Genomic DNA, 19,431 nt, shown 5'->3' on the forward strand with positions numbered 1-19,431 from the left:
CAGACGCGGCACGGAGCAGGCGAGCCGGTCGGGCCTCGGCCTGCACGCCGCGGCGTGAGGTGTGGAGCGGGCGCCAGGTGCGCGGTGGCCGGTGGATCATGGCTGATCAGTGGGGCACGGCGTCTGCACGCTGGTTCCACTCTAGCCCGCGCACGGCGTCAGGCGGTAAATATCCGGCAGGTCAGCGCGCCGGGCGGTGGTCGACGATGCGCTTCATCTTGCCGACCGAGCGCTCGATCGACGCGACGTCGACCACGTCCACCGCGACGCTGACCCCGATCCGGTGCTTGATCCGCTGGCGCAGCTCGTCGCGGGCGGCGTACGCCTCCTCGTCGCTGGTGTGCTCGCGGCGCTCGACCCGCACGGTGAGCTCGTCGAGGTTGCCCGGGCGGTCGAGGTGGCACTGGAAGTGCGGCGACAGCGCGGGCAGGCCGAGGACGATCTCCTCGATCTGGGTCGGGAAGAGGTTGACCCCGCGCAGGATGATCATGTCGTCCGTGCGACCGGTGATCTTCTCCATCCGGCGCATGGCGCGGGCGGTGCCGGGCGAGAGCCGGGTCAGGTCGCGGGTGCGGTAGCGGATGACCGGCATCGCCTGCTTGGTCAGCGTGGTGAACACCAGCTCGCCCTCCTCGCCGTCGGGCAGCACCTCGCCCGTCACCGGGTCGATGACCTCCGGGAAGAAGTGGTCCTCCCACACATGCAGCCCGTCCTTGGTCTCCACGCACTCGCTGGCGACGCCGGGCCCGATCACCTCGGAGAGGCCGTAGATGTCGACGGCGTGCATGTCCATCCGCTCCTCGACCTCGCGACGCATGTCGTTGGTCCACGGCTCGGCGCCGAAGATGCCGACCTTGAGCGAGGTCGTCCGCGGGTCGACGCCCTGCGCCTCGAGCTCGTCGATGATCGCGAGCATGTAGGACGGCGTCACCATGATCACGTCGGGCTCGAAGTCGAGGATCAGCTGGACCTGCCGCTGCGTCATGCCACCGGACACGGGTACGACGGTGCAGCCGAGGCGCTCGGCGCCCGCGTGCGCGCCGAGGCCACCGGTGAAGAGCCCGTAGCCGTAGGCGTTGTGCAGCACCATCCCCCTGCGGCCGCCGGCGGCGCGGATCGAGCGCGCGACGACGTCGGCCCACATGTCGAGGTCGTCGCGGGTGTAGCCGACCACGGTCGGCTTGCCGGTGGTGCCGCTCGACGCGTGGAGGCGTACGACGTCCTCGCGGGGCACCGCGAACATCCCGAACGGGTAGTTGTCGCGCAGCGTCGCCTTGGTGGTGAACGGCAGTCGCGCCAGGTCGTCGAGCGTGCGGATGTCGTCGGGGCCGACGCCCGCCTCGTCGAAGGCGGCGCGGTAGTGCGCGACGTGGTCGTAGGCGTGGCGCACCGACCACTGGAGCCGCTCGAGCTGGAGGGCCCGCAGCTCCTCGACGGGTGCGGTCTCGATCGGGTCGAGGTCGCCGGGCTGCGGGCTCAGGTCGTGCACGGGGTCCTCCGGGCGGTCGGTCGGTCGTGAGAACGTTCATCCATGTCAGAGCGCGCGCGGCGCGGCCGGCCGGGCCACGACCAGCAGTCGGTGCTGCGGGTCGCCATCGGGCTCTTCAACCGGCAAGGCTACGACGCCACGAGCATGGGCGACCTGGCTCGCGAGCTGGGCCTCACCAAGTCGGCGATCTACCACCACGTGCCGAGCAAGGAGCACCTGCTCGAGAGCGCGATCGACGAGGCCCTCGACGCCCTCACCGCCTCGCTCGACGAGGTGGCCGCGACGCCCGGCCTCGACTCCGGCGAGCGGCTGCGGGCAGCGGTCCGCGGCAGCGTCGTCGTGCTCGTCGAGCACCTCCCGGCGGTCACCCTGCTGCTCCGGGTGCGGGGCAACACCCCTGCCGAGGCGGCGGCCCTCCGGCGACGTCGCGAGATCGACGACCGCCTGGCGGCGATGGTGCGCGCCGCCGCCGAGGCCGGCTCCATCCGCGCGGACCTCGACCCGCTCCTGACCAGCCGCCTGCTCTTCGGGATGGTGAACTCGATGACCGAGTGGCTGCGCGACGACGGTGACGTGGAGTCGATCGCCGACACGGTGACGACGCTGGCCTTCGACGGGCTGGTCGGGGGCTCCGCCTAGACTCCTGCCGCTGCACCGTGCGCTCGGCACGGGTCGACGAGGGGGAACGATGATGCGTGGCGTGCGCGCGCTCGTGGGGCTGGCGCTTGCGGTGGCCGGACTGGTGGTCGTCGGAGGGCCGGCGCAGGCCGCGGGGTTCAACGGCTACGTCGACGACACGGGGTCCTCGCCGGCCGCCGGCCTGCTCCACGTCAAGGGGTGGATCTACGACCTCGACGACGGCTCGGCGCCGGTGCCGCTGCACCTCTACGTCGGCGGGACCTGGAACGACCCCAATGCCCAGTTCATCGACCTGGGGCTGGCGAACGAGCCCCGTCCGGACGTCCCGTCCAGCTACCCCGGCGCTGGGCCGAACACGGGCTTCGACCGGACCGTGGAGGTCGCGAAGTTCGGCAACCAGCCGATCTACCTCTACGCACTCAATGCGGTAGGGCCCGAGGGCGACCCGGTGCTGCTCATCAACGGAACCTCGGTGCAGATCGACAGCCCCAACCCGGGTGGCGACTTCACCTCGGCCTCGTCGTCCGCTCCCGGCCAGGTCTCCGTCACCGGGTTCGCCTTCGAGTACTCGGCTCCCGACAAGACCCGGGTCGTGGTCACCACCAACGACGCCTACGCGGGCACGCTCGTCGCCGACCAAAGGGGACCGGGCTTCGAGGACTTCCCGGTGATGTTCAACGGCACCGTCCCGTCCCCCGGGGGCGACGTCCGCGTGTGCGTCACGGCCATCGACCAGGGCGTCGGCAGCGACCAGAGCCTCGGCTGCAAGCAGGTGCAGGTCGTCGCCCCGCCGGTGCCGCCGGTGCCGCCGGTCGTCACCCCGCCACCGGCCGAGCAGCCACGCATCACCCTCGCGCTGAAGGCCGGGAGGAAGAAGTCCCGGCTGCGCATCGACGTCGGGCCCGACCTCGAGCAGTCCAACTACCAGCTGAAGATCCAGCGCAAGGCCGGCAAGAAGTGGCGCACGGTCAAGCGCACGCAGACACTCGGCCCGCGGGACCGGATCAGGATCGACCTGAGGCGCGGGAAGTACCGCGTGATCGTTCCGGCCCAGCACGGCTTGCAGGGTGTGCGGGCGACCGCACGGCTCAGGCGCTAGACGCGGGAGGCGAGCGTCCGGCTGCGGCCGCGGAACTCGGCGATGACCTCGCCGTCGTCCGGGTCGTCGACGCGCACCGTCACGTCGTAGACGCCGGACCGGCCGCGCCGCGACACCTCGCGCGCGTCGGCGTGCAGCACCTGGCCGAGCCGGCCGGGCGCGAGGAAGTCGACGGCGAAACCGGCGGCAACGGTCACCGGTCCGTGCGAGTTGCACGCCAGCGCGAACGCCGAGTCGGCGAGGGCCGCGACGATGCCGCCGTGGCACAGGTCGTGACCGTTGACCATGTCGGCGCGGACGACCATCGACACGCGCGCCGTGCCCGGCCCGACGTCGACCAGCTCCATGCCGAGGGCTGCGCTGGCCGCGTCGGCGGCCCACATCGTGCGCGCCGCGTCAGGCATCGAAGTCGACCGTCACCGCGTCGCTGACCGGGTAGGTCTGGCAGGTCAGCACGAACTGCTGCTCGACCTCGGCCGGCTCGAGGGCGTAGTTGCGCACCATCTCCACCTCGCCGTCGACGACCTTCGCGCGACAGGTGCCGCACACCCCGCCCTTGCAGGCGAACGGCAGGTCGCTGCGCACCGCCTGGGCCGAGTCGAGGACCGTCGTGTCCCGGGCCATCGGGGTGGTCGTCGTACGCCCGTCGAGGACGACGGTGACGTCGCTCGTCACGCCCTCGACCACCCGGTCGGCGTGGCGCAGCGTCGGCGGCGGCTCGTCGACGAAGAACAGCTCGAAGTGCACCTTCTCCTGCGGCACGCCGAGCTCCTCGAGGACCGTACGGGCGTCCTGGACGAGGCCGAGCGGACCGCACAGCCACACGTGGTCGATCGACCCGATCGGCACCTTGACCGGCAGCAGCCGGCGCAGCTTGTCGGCGTCGAGACGCCCCGAGAACAGCTCCACGTCGCGCGGCTCGCGCGAGAGCACGTGGACCAGGTCGAAGCGCGGTCCGTGGAGGTTCTTGAGGTCGCTGAGCTCCTCGGCGAACATCACCGATGTCGTCTCGCGGTTGCCGTAGAGCATCGTCACCGAGCTCGCCGGGTTGGCCAGGACCGAGGCGGCGATCGACAGCATCGGCGTGATGCCGGAGCCGGCTGCGATGCAGAGGTGGCGGCCGGCGCTGGACGGGTCGGCGCGGAAGCTGCCCGACGGCTCGGCGACCTCGACGGTCTCCCCCGGCGCGACCTGGTGGATCAGCCACGACGAGAACATCCCGTCGGGGATCTCGCGCACGCCGATGCGCGGTGCGGCACCGGCGGGCGCGCAGATGGAGTAGGTCCGGCGGTGCTCGACGCCGTCGACGACCCGCCGCAGGGTGAGCGACTCCCCCGGCTCGAAGTCGAAGAGCTCGCGGAGGTCGTCGGGCACGTCGAACGTGACGGCGGCCGAGTCGTCGGTGAGCGGCTCGACCGCCCGCACGGTCAGCGGGTGGAACGTCGTGGCCACTCAGATCTCCTTGACGTGGTCGAACGGCTCGAGGCACTCGGTGCAGCGGTACTGCGCCTTGCAGGCCGTCGAGCCGAACTCCGAGACCAGCTCGGTGGCGGGCGAGCCGCACTGCGGGCAGCGGACCTGCCGCGCCGTCGGCAGCAGCGACAGCGGGATGGGACCGCTGGTGGACGGCGCCGGGCCGGGCGGGGAGATGCCGGCTGCGGCGAGCGCGGCGCGACCTGCCGGGGTGATCCAGTCGGTCGTCCAGGCCGGGTGCAGGCTGACCCGCACCTCGACCCTGTCGAAACCCGCCGAGGTCAGCTCGTGCACGAGGTCGTCACGCATCGCTGCCATCGCGGGGCAGCCGGAGTAGGTCGGGGTGATGTCGACGACCACGTGGGAGTCGCCCACGACGTCGACGTCGCGCAGCACGCCGAGGTCGGCCAGCGACAGCATCGGCAGCTCGGGGTCGGTGACCCGCTCGGCGACGCGACGCGCGCGCTCCGTCGTACGGCTCATCAGCCTCACCACTGCCCCCTCGGGTGCGCCCGGGCGACGGACTGCATCTCGGCGAGCATCCGGCTCAGGGGCTCGCCGTGCATGCCGTCGCGACCGGTCCTGCCGAGCACGCCGGAGCGTCGCGGCGCCTCGGAGCGCTCGACGTCGGCGGCGGCCAGGACCTGGTCGAGGACGGTCTCGGCTGCCTCGCGCACGGTCGCCGGATCGACCCCGACGCCGGCCTCAGCGGCGGCCGCCTCGACCGGGTGGGTGTCGAACAGCTCCGGCCACAGCGGCCACAGCGCGTCGTACGCCGTGATGAGCCGCCTGCGCGACTCGTCGGTCCCCTGGGCCAGGGTGACGAACCACCGTGCGGCGTAGTCGCGGTGGTAGGCCAGCTCCTTGACGCCCTTGGCGGCGACGGCCGACAGCACGTGGTCGCGGCTCTCGCGCAGCCGCTCGAAGACGGCGAGGCGCCACACCGAGAACAGCAGCACCCGCACCGTCGCCTCGGCGAAGTCGCCGTTGACGAGCTCGGCGAGGCGGACGTTGCGGAAGTCGGGCGCCTCGCGGAAGTAGGCCAGTGCGTCCTCCGGCGGAGCCGGCGAGCCCTCGGGCAGCGTCGGCACGACGGCGTCGTCGGCCTTGGCCGCCCGCGCGAGCAGCAGCCGCGCCTGGCCGAGCAGGTCGAGCGCGATGTTGGACAGCGCGATGTCGTCCTCGAGGTCGGGGGCGTTGCTGGTCCACTCCCCGATCCGGTGGGACATGACCAGCGAGTCGTCGCCCAGCATCAGGGCGTACGTCGCCAGGGTGGCCGCGTCGACGCCGTCGGGGATCGTCGTGTCGACGCCCGCGAGCGGGTCCTCGAAGTCGGTGCCGAAGGCCCAGTGGGCGTCGTTGACGAGCAGGCCGCTGTAGGCGGACTCGTGCTCGTCCTCCGCAGAAGTGTGAATGTCAGGCATCAGGTTCTCTCGTCCGACTGATGGAGGGACCGGGGTCCCCGCGGCGTTGTCCTGGAGGAGCGCAGCGGGGGAAGAGGAACGTCGTGGGGTGGTTCACATGTGGGGGACGTTGTCGGGGATGTCGTAGAAGGTCGGGTGCCGGTAGACCTTGTCGCCGCTCGGCGCGAACATCGGGTCCTTCTCGTCGGGGCTCGACGCGGTGATCGCGTCGGCGCGGACGACCCAGATGCTGACGCCCTCGTTGCGGCGGGTGTAGACGTCGCGGGCGTGCAGCAGGGCCATCCGGTCGTCGGCGGCGTGCAGCGAGCCGACGTGCACGTGGTTGAGCCCGCGCTTGCCGCGGACGAACACCTCGTAGAGCGGCCACTCGGGCTCAGGCGCCGGCACTCCCTGGCCGGTCGGGACACCCTCGAGCGGCACGGCGCCGTGGCCGCCCTCGGCGGACAGGTTGCTCATGCGCTGGTCTCCCCTTGCTTGGCCGCCCTCTGCTTCGCGGCGTACGCCGTCGCGGCCTCGCGCACCCAGGCGCCGTCCTCGTGGGCGCGGCGGCGGTGGGCCATCCGCTGGGCGTTGCAGGGGCCGTTGCCCTTCACCCCCTGCATGAACTCCTCCCAGTCCGGCTGGCCGAAGTCGTGGTGGCCGCGCTCCTCGTTCCAGACGAGCTCCGGGTCGGGCAGCGTCACGCCGAGCGCCTCGGCCTGCGGGACGGACATGTCGACGAACTTCTGGCGCAGCTCGTCGTTGGTGTTGCGCTTGATCCCCCACGCCATCGACTGCGCGGTGTTGGGCGAGTCGGCGTCGGGCGGGCCGAACATCATCAGCGCCGGCCACCAGAACCGGTCGATCGACTCCTGCACCATCGCGCGCTGCTCGTCGGTGCCGCGCATCATCGTGGTCAGCAGCTCGTAGCCCTGCCGCTGGTGGAAGGACTCCTCCTTGCAGACCCGGATCATGGCGCGGCCGTAGGGGCCGTAGGAGGTGCGGCACAGCGGCACCTGGTTGCAGATCGCGGCGCCGTCGACCAGCCAGCCGATGGCGCCGACGTCGGCGTAGGACAGCGTCGGGTAGTTGAAGATCGAGGAGTACTTCTGGCGTCCGGAGATCAGCATCTCGGTCAGCTCGAGCCGGGAGACGCCGAGCGTCTCGGCGGCGGAGTAGAGGTAGAGCCCGTGGCCCGCCTCGTCCTGCACCTTGGCCAGCAGGATCGCCTTGCGGCGCAGGCTCGGGGCGCGGGTGATCCAGTTGCCCTCGGGCTGCATGCCGATGATCTCGCTGTGCGCGTGCTGGGCGATCTGCCGCACGAGGGTCTTGCGATAGCCCTCGGGCATCCAGTCACGCGGCTCGATCCGGTCGTTGCGCGCGATCGTCGCCTCGAAGTGGGCCTCGAGCGCCTCGTCGGGCGCGGCCTCGGTGAGCGTCATCAGCAACCCTTCCGCCACATTTACTGACCGATCGGTCTGGTATTAGTGTGTCACCAGTCACCCTGCCACGCAATCCGCGACCCCGTCACTGGAGGAACCCCGTGAGCCGACTGCTCGAGAGCTACGCCGCCGGCCGCTGGTACGCCGCCTCCAGCCAGGGCGGGGTGGAGGGCGACCCGCTGCTGGACGCCGCCACGGGCGAGGAGGTCGCGCGCATCTCGAGTGCCGGTCTCGACCTCGGCGCGATGGCCCACCACGCGCGTACGGTCGGGGGTCCCGCGATCCGCGAGCTGACCTTCCACGAGCGCGCTCTGCTGCTCAAGGACCTGGCCACGCACCTCACCGGCCTCAAGGACGAGTTCTACGAGCTGTCGCTGGCCACCGGCGCCACCCGCCGCGACTCGTGGATCGACATCGACGGCGGCTTCGGCACCGTCTTCAGCTACTCCTCCAAGAGCCGCCGCGAGCTGCCCAACGACATCGTCGCCTGCGACGGCGACCTCGAGCAGCTCGGTCGCACCGGTGTCTTCATGGGCCAGCACGTCTACACCTCGCGGCCCGGTGTCGCGGTGCAGATCAACGCCTTCAACTTCCCCGTCTGGGGCATGCTCGAGAAGCTCGCGCCGGCGTTCGTCGCCGGGCTGCCGTCGCTGGTGAAGCCCGCCAGCCAGACCGCCTACCTCACCGAGCTCGTCGTCCGGCGGATCATCGAGTCCGGGATCCTGCCGGAGGGCTCGCTCCAGCTGCTGTCGGGGTCGGCCGGCGACCTGCTCGACCACCTCGGCGTGCAGGACTCGGTGGCCTTCACCGGCTCGGCCCACACCGCCGGGATCCTGCGCCAGCACCCGTCGGTCCTGCACGGCGGCGTGACGCTGCAGGTCGAGGCCGACTCCCTCAACTGCTCGGTCCTCGGCCCTGACGTGACGTCGAGCGACCCCGAGTGGGACCTCTTCGTCACGGGCGTCGTCACCGAGATGACCGCCAAGGCCGGCCAGAAGTGCACGGCGATCCGCCGCGTCATCGTCCCCTCGGCCGTCGCCGACGAGATGACCGACGCGATCGCTGCCAGGCTCTCGTCCATCACCGTCGGCAACCCCGCCGACGAGTCGGTCCGGATGGGCCCGCTCGCCTCGCTCGGCCAGCGCGAGGAGGTCCGCAAGGCCGTCGAGGCGCTGCGGTCGTCCGCCGACGTCGTGCTCGGAGACCCGACCGCGACCTCGGGCTTCGCCGGTGACGGAGAGCGCGGCGCCTTCATGTCGCCGGTGCTGCTCAGGGCCCGCGCCGGAGCGGTCGAGCCCCACGACGTCGAGCCCTTCGGCCCGGTGTCGACCGTGATGTCCTACGACTCCCTCGACGAGGCCGTGACCCTGGCCGCGCGCGGCAAGGGCTCGCTCGTCGGCTCGGTCGTCACCCACGACCCCGCCGTCGCCCGCACCCTCGTCCTCGGCCTCGCGCCGTGGCACGGCCGCATCCTGGTCCTCGACCGCGACGACGCACCCGAGTCGACCGGTCACGGGTCTCCCCTGCCGATGCTCGTGCACGGCGGGCCGGGCCGGGCCGGCGGCGGCGAGGAGCTCGGCGGCGTGCGCGGCGTGCTGCACCACATGCAGCGCACCGCCATCCAGGGCTCGCCCGACATGCTCACCGCGATCACCGGACGCTGGACCCGCGGCTCGCAGCGCACGGTGACGCCCGAGCACCCCTTCCGGCACTCGCTCGCGACGCTCGCGGTCGGCGACACGATCGTGTCCGAGCCGCGCGTGATCTCGCTCGACGACATCGACCACTTCTCCGAGTTCACCGGCGACACGTTCTACGCCCACACCGACCCCGAGGCCGCCGCGCAGAACGAGCTCTTCGGCGGGATCGTCGCACACGGCTACCTCATCGTGTCGATGGCCGCCGGCCTCTTCGTCGACCCCGCGCCGGGCCCGGTGCTCGCCAACTTCGGCGTCGACAACCTGCGCTTCCTCACTCCCGTGAAGGCCGGCGACTCGATCCAGGTGACGCTCACCGTCAAGCAGATGACCCCCCGCGCGACCGCCGACTACGGCGAGGTTCGCTGGGACGCGCTGGTCGTCAACGGCGACGGCGAGCCGGTGGCGACGTACGACGTGCTGACGCTGGTCGCCAAGGAGGCCTGAGCGCGTCTGGGCTCCTCGCCGAGCGGTGGTCCACCCACATTCGAGGAGCCCGGAATGTCGCTGGGCCACCGCTGGCCCGGAGAGTCGCGCAGGACACGCCGGTGGGCGGTGGTCCAGCCACCTTCGCGCCTCGAGAAATGTGGTTCCACCACCGCTCCGCCGGGCGCTACCGTGTCGCCGTGACCAGGTCAGCCCAGCGTGTCGTCGGGATCGTCGTCCTGGTGGTGCTCGGCCTGCTCACGCTGCCGGTGGTGGCCTACTTCGCCGACACCGGCGACGGTGACGGCACGGAGAACTGGATCATCCCGGTCGCGCTGCTCGCCATGGCAGTGATCGGTGCCGCGCTCGCGATCGCACTGCCGGGACTGGCCCGGGAGGGAGCGAGCACCGGACGGCGCGCCCTCACGGGCGTGTGGTGGGGACTGCTCGGCCTGTTCGTCGGGCTGGTGGTCTTCTGGTTCCTGCTGAACGGGCTCGACGCCGGCGGCGCCTGACGCGCTCGATACGGTGGCGCCATGGCGTCGAAGAAAAAGTCCTGGTCCGACATGACCCCCACGCAGAAGAAGGTCGTCGTCGCCGTGGGGATCGCCGAGATGGCACTGACGACCTGGTGCGCACGCGACCTCAAGCACAGGCCGAAGGAGCTGGTCCGCGGGCCGAAGGTCCTCTGGGGACCGGTGCTCTCGGTGCAGCCGGTCGGCCCGATCGCCTACCTGGTGTGGGGCCGCAAGCGCTGACCCTCAGCCGGAGTACGGCACCTCGGTGCGCCAGTGCGACTCGTCGGTCGTGATCGCGGCCCACAGGGCGTCGGCGACCCGGTCGGGCGTGAAGGCGTCCTCGCGCGACAGCGTCCCGCGGACCGTGACCGACACCGCGCGGATACCGTCGGGCGCCAGCGTCTTGTCGAGGCTGTGCACGAGGTTGCGGACCCCGGCCTTCTGCACCCCGAGCGAGGCCGCCTTCTCCCACGGCTGGTCCGCGGCCATGCTGCCGGTGACGCTGATCCGTCCGCCCGCCGACATGTAGGGCCGCGCGGCCTGCACGACGGTGAGCAGCGCGCCGACGCCGAGCGCGACGTCCTCGAGCAGCTCCGGCACCGTCAGGCTCAGCGGGTCCTTCTCGCGGAAGGCGCTGGGGTTGAAGTGCAGGACGTCGATGTGACCGGTGTGCTCACCGAAGCGGCGTACGGCGTCGCGGGCGGCCTGCTCGTCGGTGACGTCGGCGACGGTGTGGCCGACGGTCGCGCCCCGCGCCTCGAGGTCGGGCACCAGGTCGTCGATGACCTGCTGGTCGGCGCCCAGCAGCGCGACGTCGTACCCCTCGTCCGCGAAGCGACGGGCCACCGACCCGCTGACGCCGGGGCCGGCTCCGATGATCACGATGACGGGTTTACTCATGGCCCCAGTTCTACCGCGTCACGGCTGGTGCGGCTGCTTGCCGGTCGGGTCCTCGGGGATCGCGTTGGGGCCCTGGGCACCCTCCTGCACGTCGCCGGACTCCTGGTCGGGCTGTCCGGCGACCGAGTCGCCTGCACTGATCTCCTCGGGCTCGTCGCCCTCGGGGGCGAGCTCGGATACCTGTCCACCTTCGTTGCTGTCCATGCTCCCCACACAAGCACCGTGCACCTGAGACTGCCCACCTCGATGGGTGGTGGCTCGCCCCGGCACGCTGGCTACCGTCGCGGCATGACGCGTTTCGGGTACACCTTGATGACCGAGCAGAGCGGCCCGCGGGAGCTGGTGACGTACGCCGTCGAGGCCGAACGGGTCGGCTTCGACTTCGAGGTGATGAGCGATCACTTCTCCCCCTGGCTCACCGAGCAGGGACACGCGCCCTACGCCTGGACGACGCTCGGTGCCGTCGCGCAGGCGACCGAGCGCGTGGGGCTGATGACCTACGTGACCTGCCCGACGCTGCGCTACCACCCGGCTGTGGTGGCCCAGAAGGCCGCGACGCTGCAGATCCTGGCCGAGGGCCGCTTCACCCTCGGCCTGGGCAGCGGCGAGAACCTCAACGAGCACGTCGTCGGCGAGGGCTGGCCCGCGATCGCGGAGCGGCAGGACCTGCTGGCGGAGGCGATCGAGGTGATCCGCGCGCTGCACACCGGCGAGCTCGTCGACCACCGCGGCGACTTCTTCCAGGTCGACTCCGCGCGCATCTGGGACCTGCCCGACGAGGGCGTGGACATCGGCGTGGCGGTCGCCGGCGACCGCGCGATCGCCCGGTTCGCACCGCTCGCCGACCACCTCGTCGCCGTCGAGCCGAAGGCCGAGATCATCGAGTCCTGGAACTCCGTCGAGGACGCACCGCGCATCGGCGGCGACGCCCGCGCCATCGGCCAGATCCCCATCTGCTGGGACCCCGACGAGGAGACCGCGGTCGCGCGGGCGCACGAGCAGTTCCGCTGGTTCGGCGGCGGCTGGTCGGTCAACGCCGACCTGCCCACCCCGGCCGGCTTCGCCGGCGCGACGACGTACGTCCGACCGGAGGACGTCGCCGAGTCGATCCCGTGCGGCCCCGACCTCGACAAGGTCGTCGAGGCGGTCTCGGCCTACTGGGAGGCGGGCTTCACCGACGTCGCCCTGGTGCAGATCGGCGACGAGGGCCAGGACCGCTTCCTGAGTGAGGCGGCCGGCCCGCTGCTGGAGAAGCTGCGGGCCGCCGCCCCCTGACGGCTCAGGCGATCGCGGTGAACCGCGCGCGGCGGTCGCCCGGGGTCTCGATCTCGTCGAGGATCGCGAGGGCGAGGTCGTCGGCCGAGATCGTCGAGGCGCCGTCGGCGTCCGTGAGGAGGACGTCGCCGCCGCGGGTGTAGGTGCCCTTCGACGCGGTGCCGAGCCACGAGCCGAAGTCCTGCGGCGGGCTCACGTAGAACCAGTCGAGCGACTCGGGGCTCTGCCGGAACATCTCGAGGGCGGTCAGCCCGGTCTCGATCTCGGGGCGTACGTCGTCGGGGACGTGCTCCTTGCTGACGTCCCACAGGGTCGGGCCGCCCTCCTCGGTGAGCAGCGACGAGGCGCCACCGACATAACCGACGCGGGTCGGCGTACCGGCCAGCCGGGCGATCAGGTCCTCGACGACCCCTTCGACCTTGCCGGCCATGTCGCCGCGCGGGGACAGGGCGACGACGACCACGTCGGCGCCGTCGAGAGCCGCGTCGAGCACCGGGGCGTCGAGGACGGAGCCCTCGACGTAGGTCGCGCCGTCGACCGGGTCAGTCGCGGCCGAGCGGCTCACCGAGGTGACCTCGTGACCGCGGGCGGTCGCCTCGGCGACCACCGCCGCGCCTGCGTAGCCGTTGCCGCCGAGAACAGTGATGCGTGCCATCAGGTGTGCTTCCTTCTTCAGTGGGCCGTGAGTGGGTTCAGCGCCATCCGAGGTCGGGGGCGACCTCGGTGAGCAGGGTCTCGAGCAGGTGGGCGTTGTAGTCCACGCCGAGCTGGTTGGGCACCGTCAGCAGCAGGGTGTCGGCAGCGGCGATCGCCTCGTCGTCGGCGAGCTCCTTGACCAGGATCTCCGGCTCGGCGGCGTACGTCTTGCCGAAGACCGCGCGCAGGTTGGCCTCGATCTGGCCGAACTGGTCCTGGCTCGTCCCCTCGCGGCCGAAGTACATCCGGTCGAGGTCGGTGGTGATCGGCATGATCGACCGGCTGACCGAGACGCGCGGCTCGCCCGCGTGGCCGGCGGCCTTCCACGCGTCGCGGTAGACCTCGATCTGCTTGCGCTGCTGGACGTGGAACGGCTCGCCGGTCTCGTCGGCCTTGAGGGTCGACGACATCAGGTGCATCCCCTTCTCGGCGGTCCAGCGGGCGGTCGCGTCGGACGCCGCTCCCCACCAGATCCGGTCGCGCAGGCCGGGCGAGTGCGGCTCGGGGCGCAGCAGGCCGGGCGGGTTGGGGAACATCGGGCGCGGGTTGGGCTCGGCGAAGCCCTCGCCCTCCAGCACCTGGAGGAAGACCTCGGTGTGGCGGCGGGCCATGTCGGCCTGGTCCTCGCCCTCGGCGGGCGCGTAGCCGAAGTAGCGCCACCCGTCGATGACCTGCTCCGGTGATCCCCGGCTGATGCCGAGCTGGAGCCGGCCACCCGAGATGAGGTCGGCCGCGCCGGCGTCCTCCGCCATGTAGAGCGGGTTCTCGTAGCGCATGTCGATCACGCCGGTGCCGATCTCGATCCGGCTGGTGCGCGCTCCGACCGCGGCGAGCAGCGGGAACGGCGAGGCGAGCTGGCGCGCGAAGTGGTGCACGCGGAAGTACGCACCGTCGGCGCCGAGCTCCTCGGCCGCGACCGCGAGGTCGATCGACTGCAGCAGCGTGTCGGAGGCGGACCGGACCGCGGACTGCGGCGAGTCCGTCCAGTGGCCGAAGTTGAGGAAACCGATCTTCTTCATATCTGGTTCAACGCTCAACCACTCTGGATGTTCCCGTCAGCTCACTGGAACCCGTCGCCGGTCGTCGGCACACGCCCCGGCGCGGCCAGCGACAGCACGGCGCGCGCGATCTCGGGGCGCTCCTCGAGGTGGTCCTCCAGCCGTTGCAGCTCCTCGGCGGCCTCGCTCTCGGAGCCGTCGCCGGCCAGGTCGACCGAGCCGACGAGGAAGATCTTGCCGGGACCGACGTACTCCAGGTGGAGGGTGCTGACGGTCTCCACCTCGGGGCGCTCGCGCAGCCAGCCGAGGACGGTCTCGCGGATCCGCGGATCGGCGACCTGGCCGACGAGGAAGTCCATGTTGCGGCGCAGGAGGTAGAGCGCGACGAAGCCGAGCAGCAGGCCGACGAGGATCGACCCGATCGCGTCCCACACGGGCTGGTGGGTGACCTGGTGGAGCACGAGCCCGGTCACCGCGATCACGATGCCGACGAGCGCGGCGGCGTCCTCGAAGAAGACCGCGCGCAGCGTGGGGTTGGACGTCTTGTCGAGGAAGGTCACGCGACTGACATCGGCCTTGCGGGCGCCGCGTCGCACCTCCCGGCGCGCCTGGAAGAAGGAGATGCTCTCGAGCACGAAGGCGGCTCCGAGCACCAGGTAGGCGTAGAGGTAGTCGGCCTCGGCCTCCTCGGCCGTGAGCGAGGTGATGCCGTGCCACACCGACACGCCGGCACCGACACCGAAGAGGCCGAACGCCGCGATCATCGACCAGACGTAGGCCTCCCGGCCGAACCCGAGCGGGTGGGTGGCGTCGGCCGGCTTCTCCGCGCGGCGCTCGGCGATCACGAGGAAGACCTCGTTGCCGGCGTCGGCCCAGGAGTGCGCCGCCTCGGCGACCATCGACGCGGAGCCGGTGAGGACCGCGACGATGCTCTTGAGGATCGCGAGGGTGGTGTTCGCGGCCAGCGCGATGATGACGGTCAGCACCGGCCCAGCCTGCCACTTGACGCGACGCGCCCGCGCGATGTGCAATATATTGCATGCCGATCCCCACCGCCGCCGCTCCCCTGCGTACGGAGTTGCTGCGCGACAGCGTCCACGACCGGCTCCGCGACGCGATCGTCGACGGCACGCTCGCGCCGGGCGAGGTCGTCCGCGACACCGAGCTCGCGACCTGGCTCGGCGTCAGTCGTACGCCGGTGCGCGAGGCGCTGCTGCGGCTCGGCGGGACCGGCCTCGTGCGCGCGGCCCCCGGGCGCTCGACCGTCGTCGCCGAGATCGACCTCGCCGAGGTCCGCGAGGCGCACGCAGTCGTCGCGAGCATGCACCGGCTGGCGGTGGCCGAGGCCGTCGCCCGCCTCACCGCCGACGACCTGGCGCGGATGCACGCCGCCAACGAGCGCTTCGCGACCGCCGTCGACGCTCAGGACACGGACGCGGCGCTCGCCGCCGACGACGACTTCCACGCGGTCGCCGTCGACGCCAGCGCCAACCGCGCGGTCGCGACGGTGCTCGACCAGTTCGGTCCGGTGGTCCGCCGCCTCGAGCGGCTCCGCTTCGCCTCCCTGGCGGCCGCCGACTCCGTGGACCTCCACGACCGGCTCGTGGCCGCCTGCGCGTCCGGCGACGCCGACGCCGCGGCCGACGTCGCCTTCCGCACCTGGCAGAACCTTGCCGACCTGATCCCCGACCAGCCCGCCACCCCTCAGCAGGAGACCCCGTGATCCTCGACCAGTTCGAGCGCCACCCGCTCACCTTCGGCCCCTCGCCCGTCCAGCACCTGAAGCGGCTCACGCAGCACCTCAGGGACCAGGGTGGCGGCGCGGAGGTCTGGGCCAAGCGCGAGGACGTCAACAGCGGCCTGGCCTATGGCGGCAACAAGGTCCGCAAGCTGGAGTACATCGTCCCCGACGCCCTCGCCAGCGGCGCCGACACGCTCGTCTCGATCGGCGGCTACCAGTCCAACCACACCCGGCAGGTGGCCGCGGTCGCCGCGCACCTCGGCATGAAGTGCCGCCTGGTGCAGGAGAAGTGGGTGCCGTGGGACGACCCGACCAACACCCAGGTCGGCAACATCCTGCTGAGCCGGATGATGGGCGCCGACTCGCGCCTGGACCCGCACGGCTTCGACATCGGGATCCGCGACTCGTGGAAGGACGCGATCCGCGAGGTCGAGGAGGCCGGCGGTACGCCGTACGCCATCCCGGCGGGCGCGAGCGAGCACCGCCTCGGCGGCCTCGGCTTCGCCAACTGGGCCTTCGAGGTCGCCGAGCAGGAGAAGGCGCTCGGCATCACCTTCGACACGATCGTCGTGTGCACCGTGACCGGGTCGACGCACGCCGGGATGATCGCCGGCTTCGCGGCACTCGAGGACCTCACCGGCGTACGCCGTCGGGTGATCGGCATCGACGCGAGCGCCACCCTGGACAAGACCCGCGACCAGGTCGAGCGGATCGCCCGCCACACCGCGGAGCTGATCGAGCTCGGCCGCGACCTGCGCGACGACGAGGTCACCGTGCTCGAGGGCTGGGCCGGCGACCTCTACGGCGTGCCGGTCGAGTCGACGATGGAGGCGATGGCGCTCGGCGCGCAGCTCGAGGCGATGATCACCGACCCGGTCTACGAGGGGAAGTCGCTCGCCGGGCTCGTCGACCTCGTCAAGGACGGTGACATCCCGCGCGACTCGCACGTCCTGTACGCCCACCTCGGAGGCCAGCCGGCGATCAACGCCTACCACTCCCTCTGGCCCGCGCAGGGCTGAGCGGAGGCGCTAGCGTCGCCCCGTGATCGACGTCGACGGCGCCCTCGCCTGGGCAGGTTCGGAGGTCGGGTCACCGGTCGTCTCCCACGAGCGGCTCGAGGGCGGGATGACGTCGCGGATGCTCGCGCTGACCCACGACGACGGCGCCGCGACGGTGCTCCGGCTGATGACCAACGAGCCGTGGCGCACCCACGGCGCGGAGCTCACCACCCGCGAGCACGAGGCCCAGCTCTTCCTGGCCGGGACGGGCGTGCCGGCTCCGACGAGCATCGCGCTCGACGCCGACGGGAGCGCCTGCGGCGTGGCCGCCCACCTGATGTCGCGACTCCCCGGGCGACCGGCCGAGCAGGACCCGGACGTCGCCGCGATGGCCGCGCTCCTCGCCGACATCCACGCGCTCCGCCCGGACGAGCCGTTCCGGACCTACCAGTCGTGGGCGTGGGAGGCGAAGTGGGTCGTGCCGACCTGGACGCAGCACCCCGGCTCGTGGGAGCGCGCCTTCGAGGTGCTGGCCGGGACGGCTCCGGACTTCGGGCCGACCTTCCTGCACCGCGACTTCGGCCACCGCAACCTGCTCTGGGCCGACGGCGCGATCAGCGGCGTCGTCGACTGGGTGGAGACCTCGTCGGGCCCGGCGTGGCTCGACGCGGCCCACGCCGCCTCCAACCTTGCGGTGATGATCGACATCGAGCCGGCCGTCGCCTTCCTGGAGGAGTACGCCGCCCACGCGCCGGAAGCCATGCACCCGTTCTGGCTGGTGATGGACACCGTCGGCTACCTCCCGCCGCCCGGCAAGCCGCAGATGTTCCGGCAGCCCGAGCAGGTCGCGCGGCTCGACGCGTGGCTGCACCACGTCGTGGGGATCGGCTGAGGGACGGGGCTCAGCCGAGCGCGAAGTCGACCGCGGCCCGCGCGTGCAGCGCGGTGGTCGCGAAGACCGGGACCTCGACGTCGTCGGGGCCGATCAGCAGCTCGATCTCGGTGCAGCCGAGGACCACTCCCCCCGCGCCCCGCCCGACCAGCCGCCGCACCACGTCGACGTACGCCGACCGGGACTCCTCACGCACCACGCCGAGCACCAGCTCGTCGTAGATGACGTCGTGCACGAGCGTCAGGTCGTCGCGCTCCGGCACGAGCACGTCGATGCCGTGCGAGCGGAGCCGGTCGGCGTAGAACGGCTGCGCCATGGTGAAGCGGGTGCCGAGCAGGGCGACCCGGTCGAGACCGGCCGCGCGGACCGCGTCGGCCGTCACGTCGGCGAGATGGAGCAGCGGGACGTCGACCGCGGCCTCGATCGCGTCGGCGACCTTGTGCATGGTGTTGGTGCAGAGCACCACGCACTCGGCTCCGGCCGCCTGGAGCCCGCGCGCCTCAGCGGCCAGCAGCCGACCGGCCGCCTCCCAGTCCCCCGCGACCTGCATCGCCTCGACCTCGGCGAAGTCGACGGATGCCAGCACCAGGCGGGCGGAGTGGAAGCCGCCGAGCCGGTCGCGGACGTCCTCGTTGAGGAGGCGGTAGTAGAGCGCGGTGCTCTCCCAGCTCATCCCGCCCAGCAGTCCGATGCGACGCACGGTGTCAGTCAACACCCCTAGCGTGGCCGCATGGCCACCACTCCGCTCGCCCGCGCCGACGGGATCGTCGTCCACCCCGCCACGCACGCCCGCTTCGACGACGTGCGCACGATGGTCGGCCCCAAGAACCCCACGTCCAGCGTCTGCTGGTGCCTGAGCCACCGGATCCCGGCCAGGGACAACCGCGAGCTGGCCGGGCAGGACCGTGCCGACTTCGTCGAGGCGCTGACCCGCAAGCGGACCAAGCCCGGCGTGCTCGCCTACGACGGCGACGAGGTCGTCGGCTGGGCAGCCGTCGCGCCGCGTGCCGACCTGCCGTTCGCCCGCTCCACCAAGATCCCGCACGTCGACGACCAGGACGCGTGGTCGGTCTGGTGCATCCGGGTCCGCCCCGGCCACCGCGGTCGCGGGATCTCGCACGTCCTGCTCGAGGGCGCGGTGGCCTACGCCGTCCAGCGGGGCGCGCCGGTCGTCGAGGGCTACCCCGTCGACAACCAGGGCGAGAAGGTCGACCTGACCATGGCCTACGTCGGCACGCGTGCCGTCTTCGAGCAGGCCGGCTTCACGCTCGCGGCCCGCACCGACGCCACCTCCGCCGGGTTCCCGCGCGTGATCATGAGGAGGCAGACCTAGGCTGGGGCCGTGATCCGGACGTGGTGGGCGGTGGCCGCCCTGCTGGCGCTGTTCGCCATGCACGGCCTCGCGACCCATGCCGCGGCTGCAGAGCCACCCTCCCCGTCAGGGATGCACGGGACGCACCATGTGCTCGACGCGCACGGCGAGGCCGCGGGCTCCGCGCTGCCCCCGACCGCGCACGGCGGCGACCACCACGCGATGTCCGTCCTCGGCCTCTGCATGGCTGCCCTGGCGACGACCGCGATCGCGCTGCTCGCCCTCGCCCGTCCCGGTCGCGGGCTGCTCGCGCTCCTGCCGCGGGCGACCACCGTCGCGTCGCGCGCCGTGGGAGTCGTCCGGGCTCCCGCACCACCGGACCTCCACGCCTTGTCGGTCCTCCGCTGCTGAGGAGGGTCGCGCCTGCGCACAC

The 19,431-nt window shown here is 72.0% G+C and carries 24 protein-coding genes; 11 read left to right on the forward strand and 13 right to left on the reverse strand.

The window, feature by feature from the left end; genetic code table 11:
- Positions 1 to 181: 181 nt before the first annotated feature.
- The gene (gene paaK / locus JI751_RS20045) at positions 182 to 1,489 is read right to left on the reverse strand and encodes a phenylacetate--CoA ligase PaaK (RefSeq protein ID WP_307814413.1); all 1,308 of its coding nucleotides are present in this window, start codon (positions 1,487 to 1,489) and stop codon (positions 182 to 184) included.
- Between the two features lie 42 nt (positions 1,490 to 1,531).
- On the opposite strand from paaK, the gene JI751_RS20050 reads away from it, so the two are divergent.
- Together JI751_RS20050 and JI751_RS20055 are read left to right on the forward strand one after the other, a co-directional pair.
- On the forward strand, positions 1,532 to 2,128 hold the full coding sequence (locus tag JI751_RS20050) for a TetR/AcrR family transcriptional regulator (protein ID WP_201940571.1): 597 nt from the start codon (positions 1,532 to 1,534) through the stop codon (positions 2,126 to 2,128).
- Between the two features lie 61 nt (positions 2,129 to 2,189).
- On the forward strand, positions 2,190 to 3,227 hold the full coding sequence (locus tag JI751_RS20055) for a hypothetical protein (protein WP_201940573.1): 1,038 nt from the start codon (positions 2,190 to 2,192) through the stop codon (positions 3,225 to 3,227).
- On the opposite strand, the gene paaI is transcribed toward JI751_RS20055, so the two are convergent.
- The 6 genes from paaI to paaA all read right to left on the reverse strand — a co-directional run bounded on the left by paaI (position 3,224) and on the right by paaA (position 7,545).
- A complete protein-coding gene (paaI, locus tag JI751_RS20060) occupies positions 3,224 to 3,631 on the reverse strand; it encodes a hydroxyphenylacetyl-CoA thioesterase PaaI (RefSeq protein ID WP_201940575.1) in 408 nt (135 codons plus the stop codon). The genes JI751_RS20055 and paaI overlap by 4 nt on opposite strands.
- Positions 3,624 to 4,679, reverse strand: a complete 1,056-nt coding sequence (paaE, locus tag JI751_RS20065; RefSeq protein ID WP_307814414.1) for a 1,2-phenylacetyl-CoA epoxidase subunit PaaE — start codon at positions 4,677 to 4,679, stop codon at positions 3,624 to 3,626. The genes paaI and paaE overlap by 8 nt, the downstream gene beginning before the upstream one ends.
- Positions 4,680 to 5,183: a 1,2-phenylacetyl-CoA epoxidase subunit PaaD gene (gene paaD, locus JI751_RS20070; RefSeq protein WP_201940781.1), complete on the reverse strand. Its 504-nt coding sequence runs from the start codon at positions 5,181 to 5,183 to the stop codon at positions 4,680 to 4,682. It abuts the gene before it with no gap.
- Positions 5,184 to 5,188: 5 nt separating this feature from the next.
- Entirely contained in the window at positions 5,189 to 6,124 is a 936-nt protein-coding gene (gene paaC, locus JI751_RS20075) for a 1,2-phenylacetyl-CoA epoxidase subunit PaaC (protein ID WP_201940577.1), read from the reverse strand.
- A 93-nt stretch (positions 6,125 to 6,217) separates the two neighbouring features.
- A complete protein-coding gene (paaB, locus tag JI751_RS20080) occupies positions 6,218 to 6,580 on the reverse strand; it encodes a 1,2-phenylacetyl-CoA epoxidase subunit PaaB (protein ID WP_129477127.1) in 363 nt (120 codons plus the stop codon).
- Entirely contained in the window at positions 6,577 to 7,545 is a 969-nt protein-coding gene (gene paaA / locus JI751_RS20085; RefSeq protein ID WP_201940579.1) for a 1,2-phenylacetyl-CoA epoxidase subunit PaaA, read from the reverse strand. Before paaA ends, paaB begins: the two co-directional genes overlap by 4 nt.
- Positions 7,546 to 7,646: 101 nt before the next feature.
- Here paaA and paaZ point away from each other — a divergent pair, with 101 nt between their 5' ends.
- The 3 genes from paaZ (at position 7,647) to JI751_RS20100 (ending at position 10,426) form a co-directional block, all read left to right on the forward strand.
- Positions 7,647 to 9,689 carry a phenylacetic acid degradation bifunctional protein PaaZ gene (gene paaZ, locus JI751_RS20090; protein WP_307814416.1) on the forward strand — a complete coding sequence of 681 codons (2,043 nt, stop codon included), beginning with the start codon at positions 7,647 to 7,649 and terminating at the stop codon, positions 9,687 to 9,689.
- A gap of 179 nt (positions 9,690 to 9,868) precedes the next feature.
- A complete protein-coding gene (locus JI751_RS20095) occupies positions 9,869 to 10,183 on the forward strand; it encodes a hypothetical protein (RefSeq protein ID WP_201940581.1) in 315 nt (104 codons plus the stop codon).
- A 21-nt stretch (positions 10,184 to 10,204) separates the two neighbouring features.
- The gene (locus JI751_RS20100) at positions 10,205 to 10,426 is read left to right on the forward strand and encodes a PLD nuclease N-terminal domain-containing protein (protein WP_201940583.1); all 222 of its coding nucleotides are present in this window, start codon (positions 10,205 to 10,207) and stop codon (positions 10,424 to 10,426) included.
- Between the two features lie 3 nt (positions 10,427 to 10,429).
- Here the strand turns inward: JI751_RS20100 and JI751_RS20105 are convergent, their stop codons facing one another.
- Positions 10,430 to 11,086 (reverse strand): SDR family oxidoreductase, encoded by a 657-nt coding sequence (locus JI751_RS20105; protein ID WP_201940585.1) that lies wholly within the window; start codon positions 11,084 to 11,086, stop codon positions 10,430 to 10,432.
- Positions 11,087 to 11,104: 18 nt separating this feature from the next.
- Complete coding sequence (locus JI751_RS20110; protein WP_201940586.1) at positions 11,105 to 11,290, reverse strand: hypothetical protein; 186 nt, start codon at positions 11,288 to 11,290, stop codon at positions 11,105 to 11,107.
- 84 nt (positions 11,291 to 11,374) lie between these two features.
- Between JI751_RS20110 and JI751_RS20115 the strand changes: the two genes are divergently transcribed.
- Positions 11,375 to 12,361 carry an LLM class F420-dependent oxidoreductase gene (locus JI751_RS20115; protein ID WP_201940588.1) on the forward strand — a complete coding sequence of 329 codons (987 nt, stop codon included), beginning with the start codon at positions 11,375 to 11,377 and terminating at the stop codon, positions 12,359 to 12,361.
- Between the two features lie 4 nt (positions 12,362 to 12,365).
- Here JI751_RS20115 and JI751_RS20120 read toward each other — a convergent pair whose 3' ends face one another.
- Genes JI751_RS20120 through JI751_RS20130 form a run of 3 tightly spaced genes read right to left on the reverse strand, consistent with a single transcriptional unit; the run spans position 12,366 to position 15,041 of the window.
- A complete protein-coding gene (locus JI751_RS20120) occupies positions 12,366 to 13,016 on the reverse strand; it encodes an NAD(P)-dependent oxidoreductase (RefSeq protein WP_201940590.1) in 651 nt (216 codons plus the stop codon).
- A gap of 37 nt (positions 13,017 to 13,053) precedes the next feature.
- On the reverse strand, positions 13,054 to 14,076 hold the full coding sequence (locus JI751_RS20125) for an LLM class flavin-dependent oxidoreductase (protein WP_201940592.1): 1,023 nt from the start codon (positions 14,074 to 14,076) through the stop codon (positions 13,054 to 13,056).
- 41 nt (positions 14,077 to 14,117) lie between these two features.
- Positions 14,118 to 15,041, reverse strand: a complete 924-nt coding sequence (locus tag JI751_RS20130; protein WP_307814417.1) for a cation diffusion facilitator family transporter — start codon at positions 15,039 to 15,041, stop codon at positions 14,118 to 14,120.
- Positions 15,042 to 15,094: 53 nt separating this feature from the next.
- Between JI751_RS20130 and JI751_RS20135 the strand changes: the two genes are divergently transcribed.
- Genes JI751_RS20135 through JI751_RS20145 form a run of 3 tightly spaced genes read left to right on the forward strand, consistent with a single transcriptional unit; the run spans position 15,095 to position 17,686 of the window.
- Positions 15,095 to 15,778 (forward strand): GntR family transcriptional regulator, encoded by a 684-nt coding sequence (locus JI751_RS20135; RefSeq protein WP_201940594.1) that lies wholly within the window; start codon positions 15,095 to 15,097, stop codon positions 15,776 to 15,778.
- A complete protein-coding gene (locus tag JI751_RS20140) occupies positions 15,775 to 16,815 on the forward strand; it encodes a 1-aminocyclopropane-1-carboxylate deaminase (protein ID WP_201940596.1) in 1,041 nt (346 codons plus the stop codon). Before JI751_RS20135 ends, JI751_RS20140 begins: the two co-directional genes overlap by 4 nt.
- Positions 16,816 to 16,837: 22 nt before the next feature.
- Positions 16,838 to 17,686 (forward strand): phosphotransferase family protein, encoded by an 849-nt coding sequence (locus JI751_RS20145; protein ID WP_201940598.1) that lies wholly within the window; start codon positions 16,838 to 16,840, stop codon positions 17,684 to 17,686.
- Positions 17,687 to 17,696: 10 nt separating this feature from the next.
- Here the strand turns inward: JI751_RS20145 and JI751_RS20150 are convergent, their stop codons facing one another.
- The gene (locus JI751_RS20150; RefSeq protein ID WP_201940601.1) at positions 17,697 to 18,386 is read right to left on the reverse strand and encodes an aspartate/glutamate racemase family protein; all 690 of its coding nucleotides are present in this window, start codon (positions 18,384 to 18,386) and stop codon (positions 17,697 to 17,699) included.
- Between the two features lie 30 nt (positions 18,387 to 18,416).
- Here JI751_RS20150 and JI751_RS20155 point away from each other — a divergent pair, with 30 nt between their 5' ends.
- Both JI751_RS20155 and JI751_RS20160 read left to right on the forward strand, forming a co-directional pair.
- On the forward strand, positions 18,417 to 19,019 hold the full coding sequence (locus JI751_RS20155; protein WP_201940603.1) for a GNAT family N-acetyltransferase: 603 nt from the start codon (positions 18,417 to 18,419) through the stop codon (positions 19,017 to 19,019).
- A 9-nt stretch (positions 19,020 to 19,028) separates the two neighbouring features.
- Positions 19,029 to 19,409, forward strand: a complete 381-nt coding sequence (locus tag JI751_RS20160) for a DUF6153 family protein (RefSeq protein ID WP_201940605.1) — start codon at positions 19,029 to 19,031, stop codon at positions 19,407 to 19,409.
- The last annotated feature ends 22 nt before the right edge of the window (positions 19,410 to 19,431 follow it).

This window comes from Nocardioides baculatus (assembly GCF_016735675.1).
Taxonomy (GTDB): domain Bacteria; phylum Actinomycetota; class Actinomycetes; order Propionibacteriales; family Nocardioidaceae; genus Nocardioides; species Nocardioides baculatus.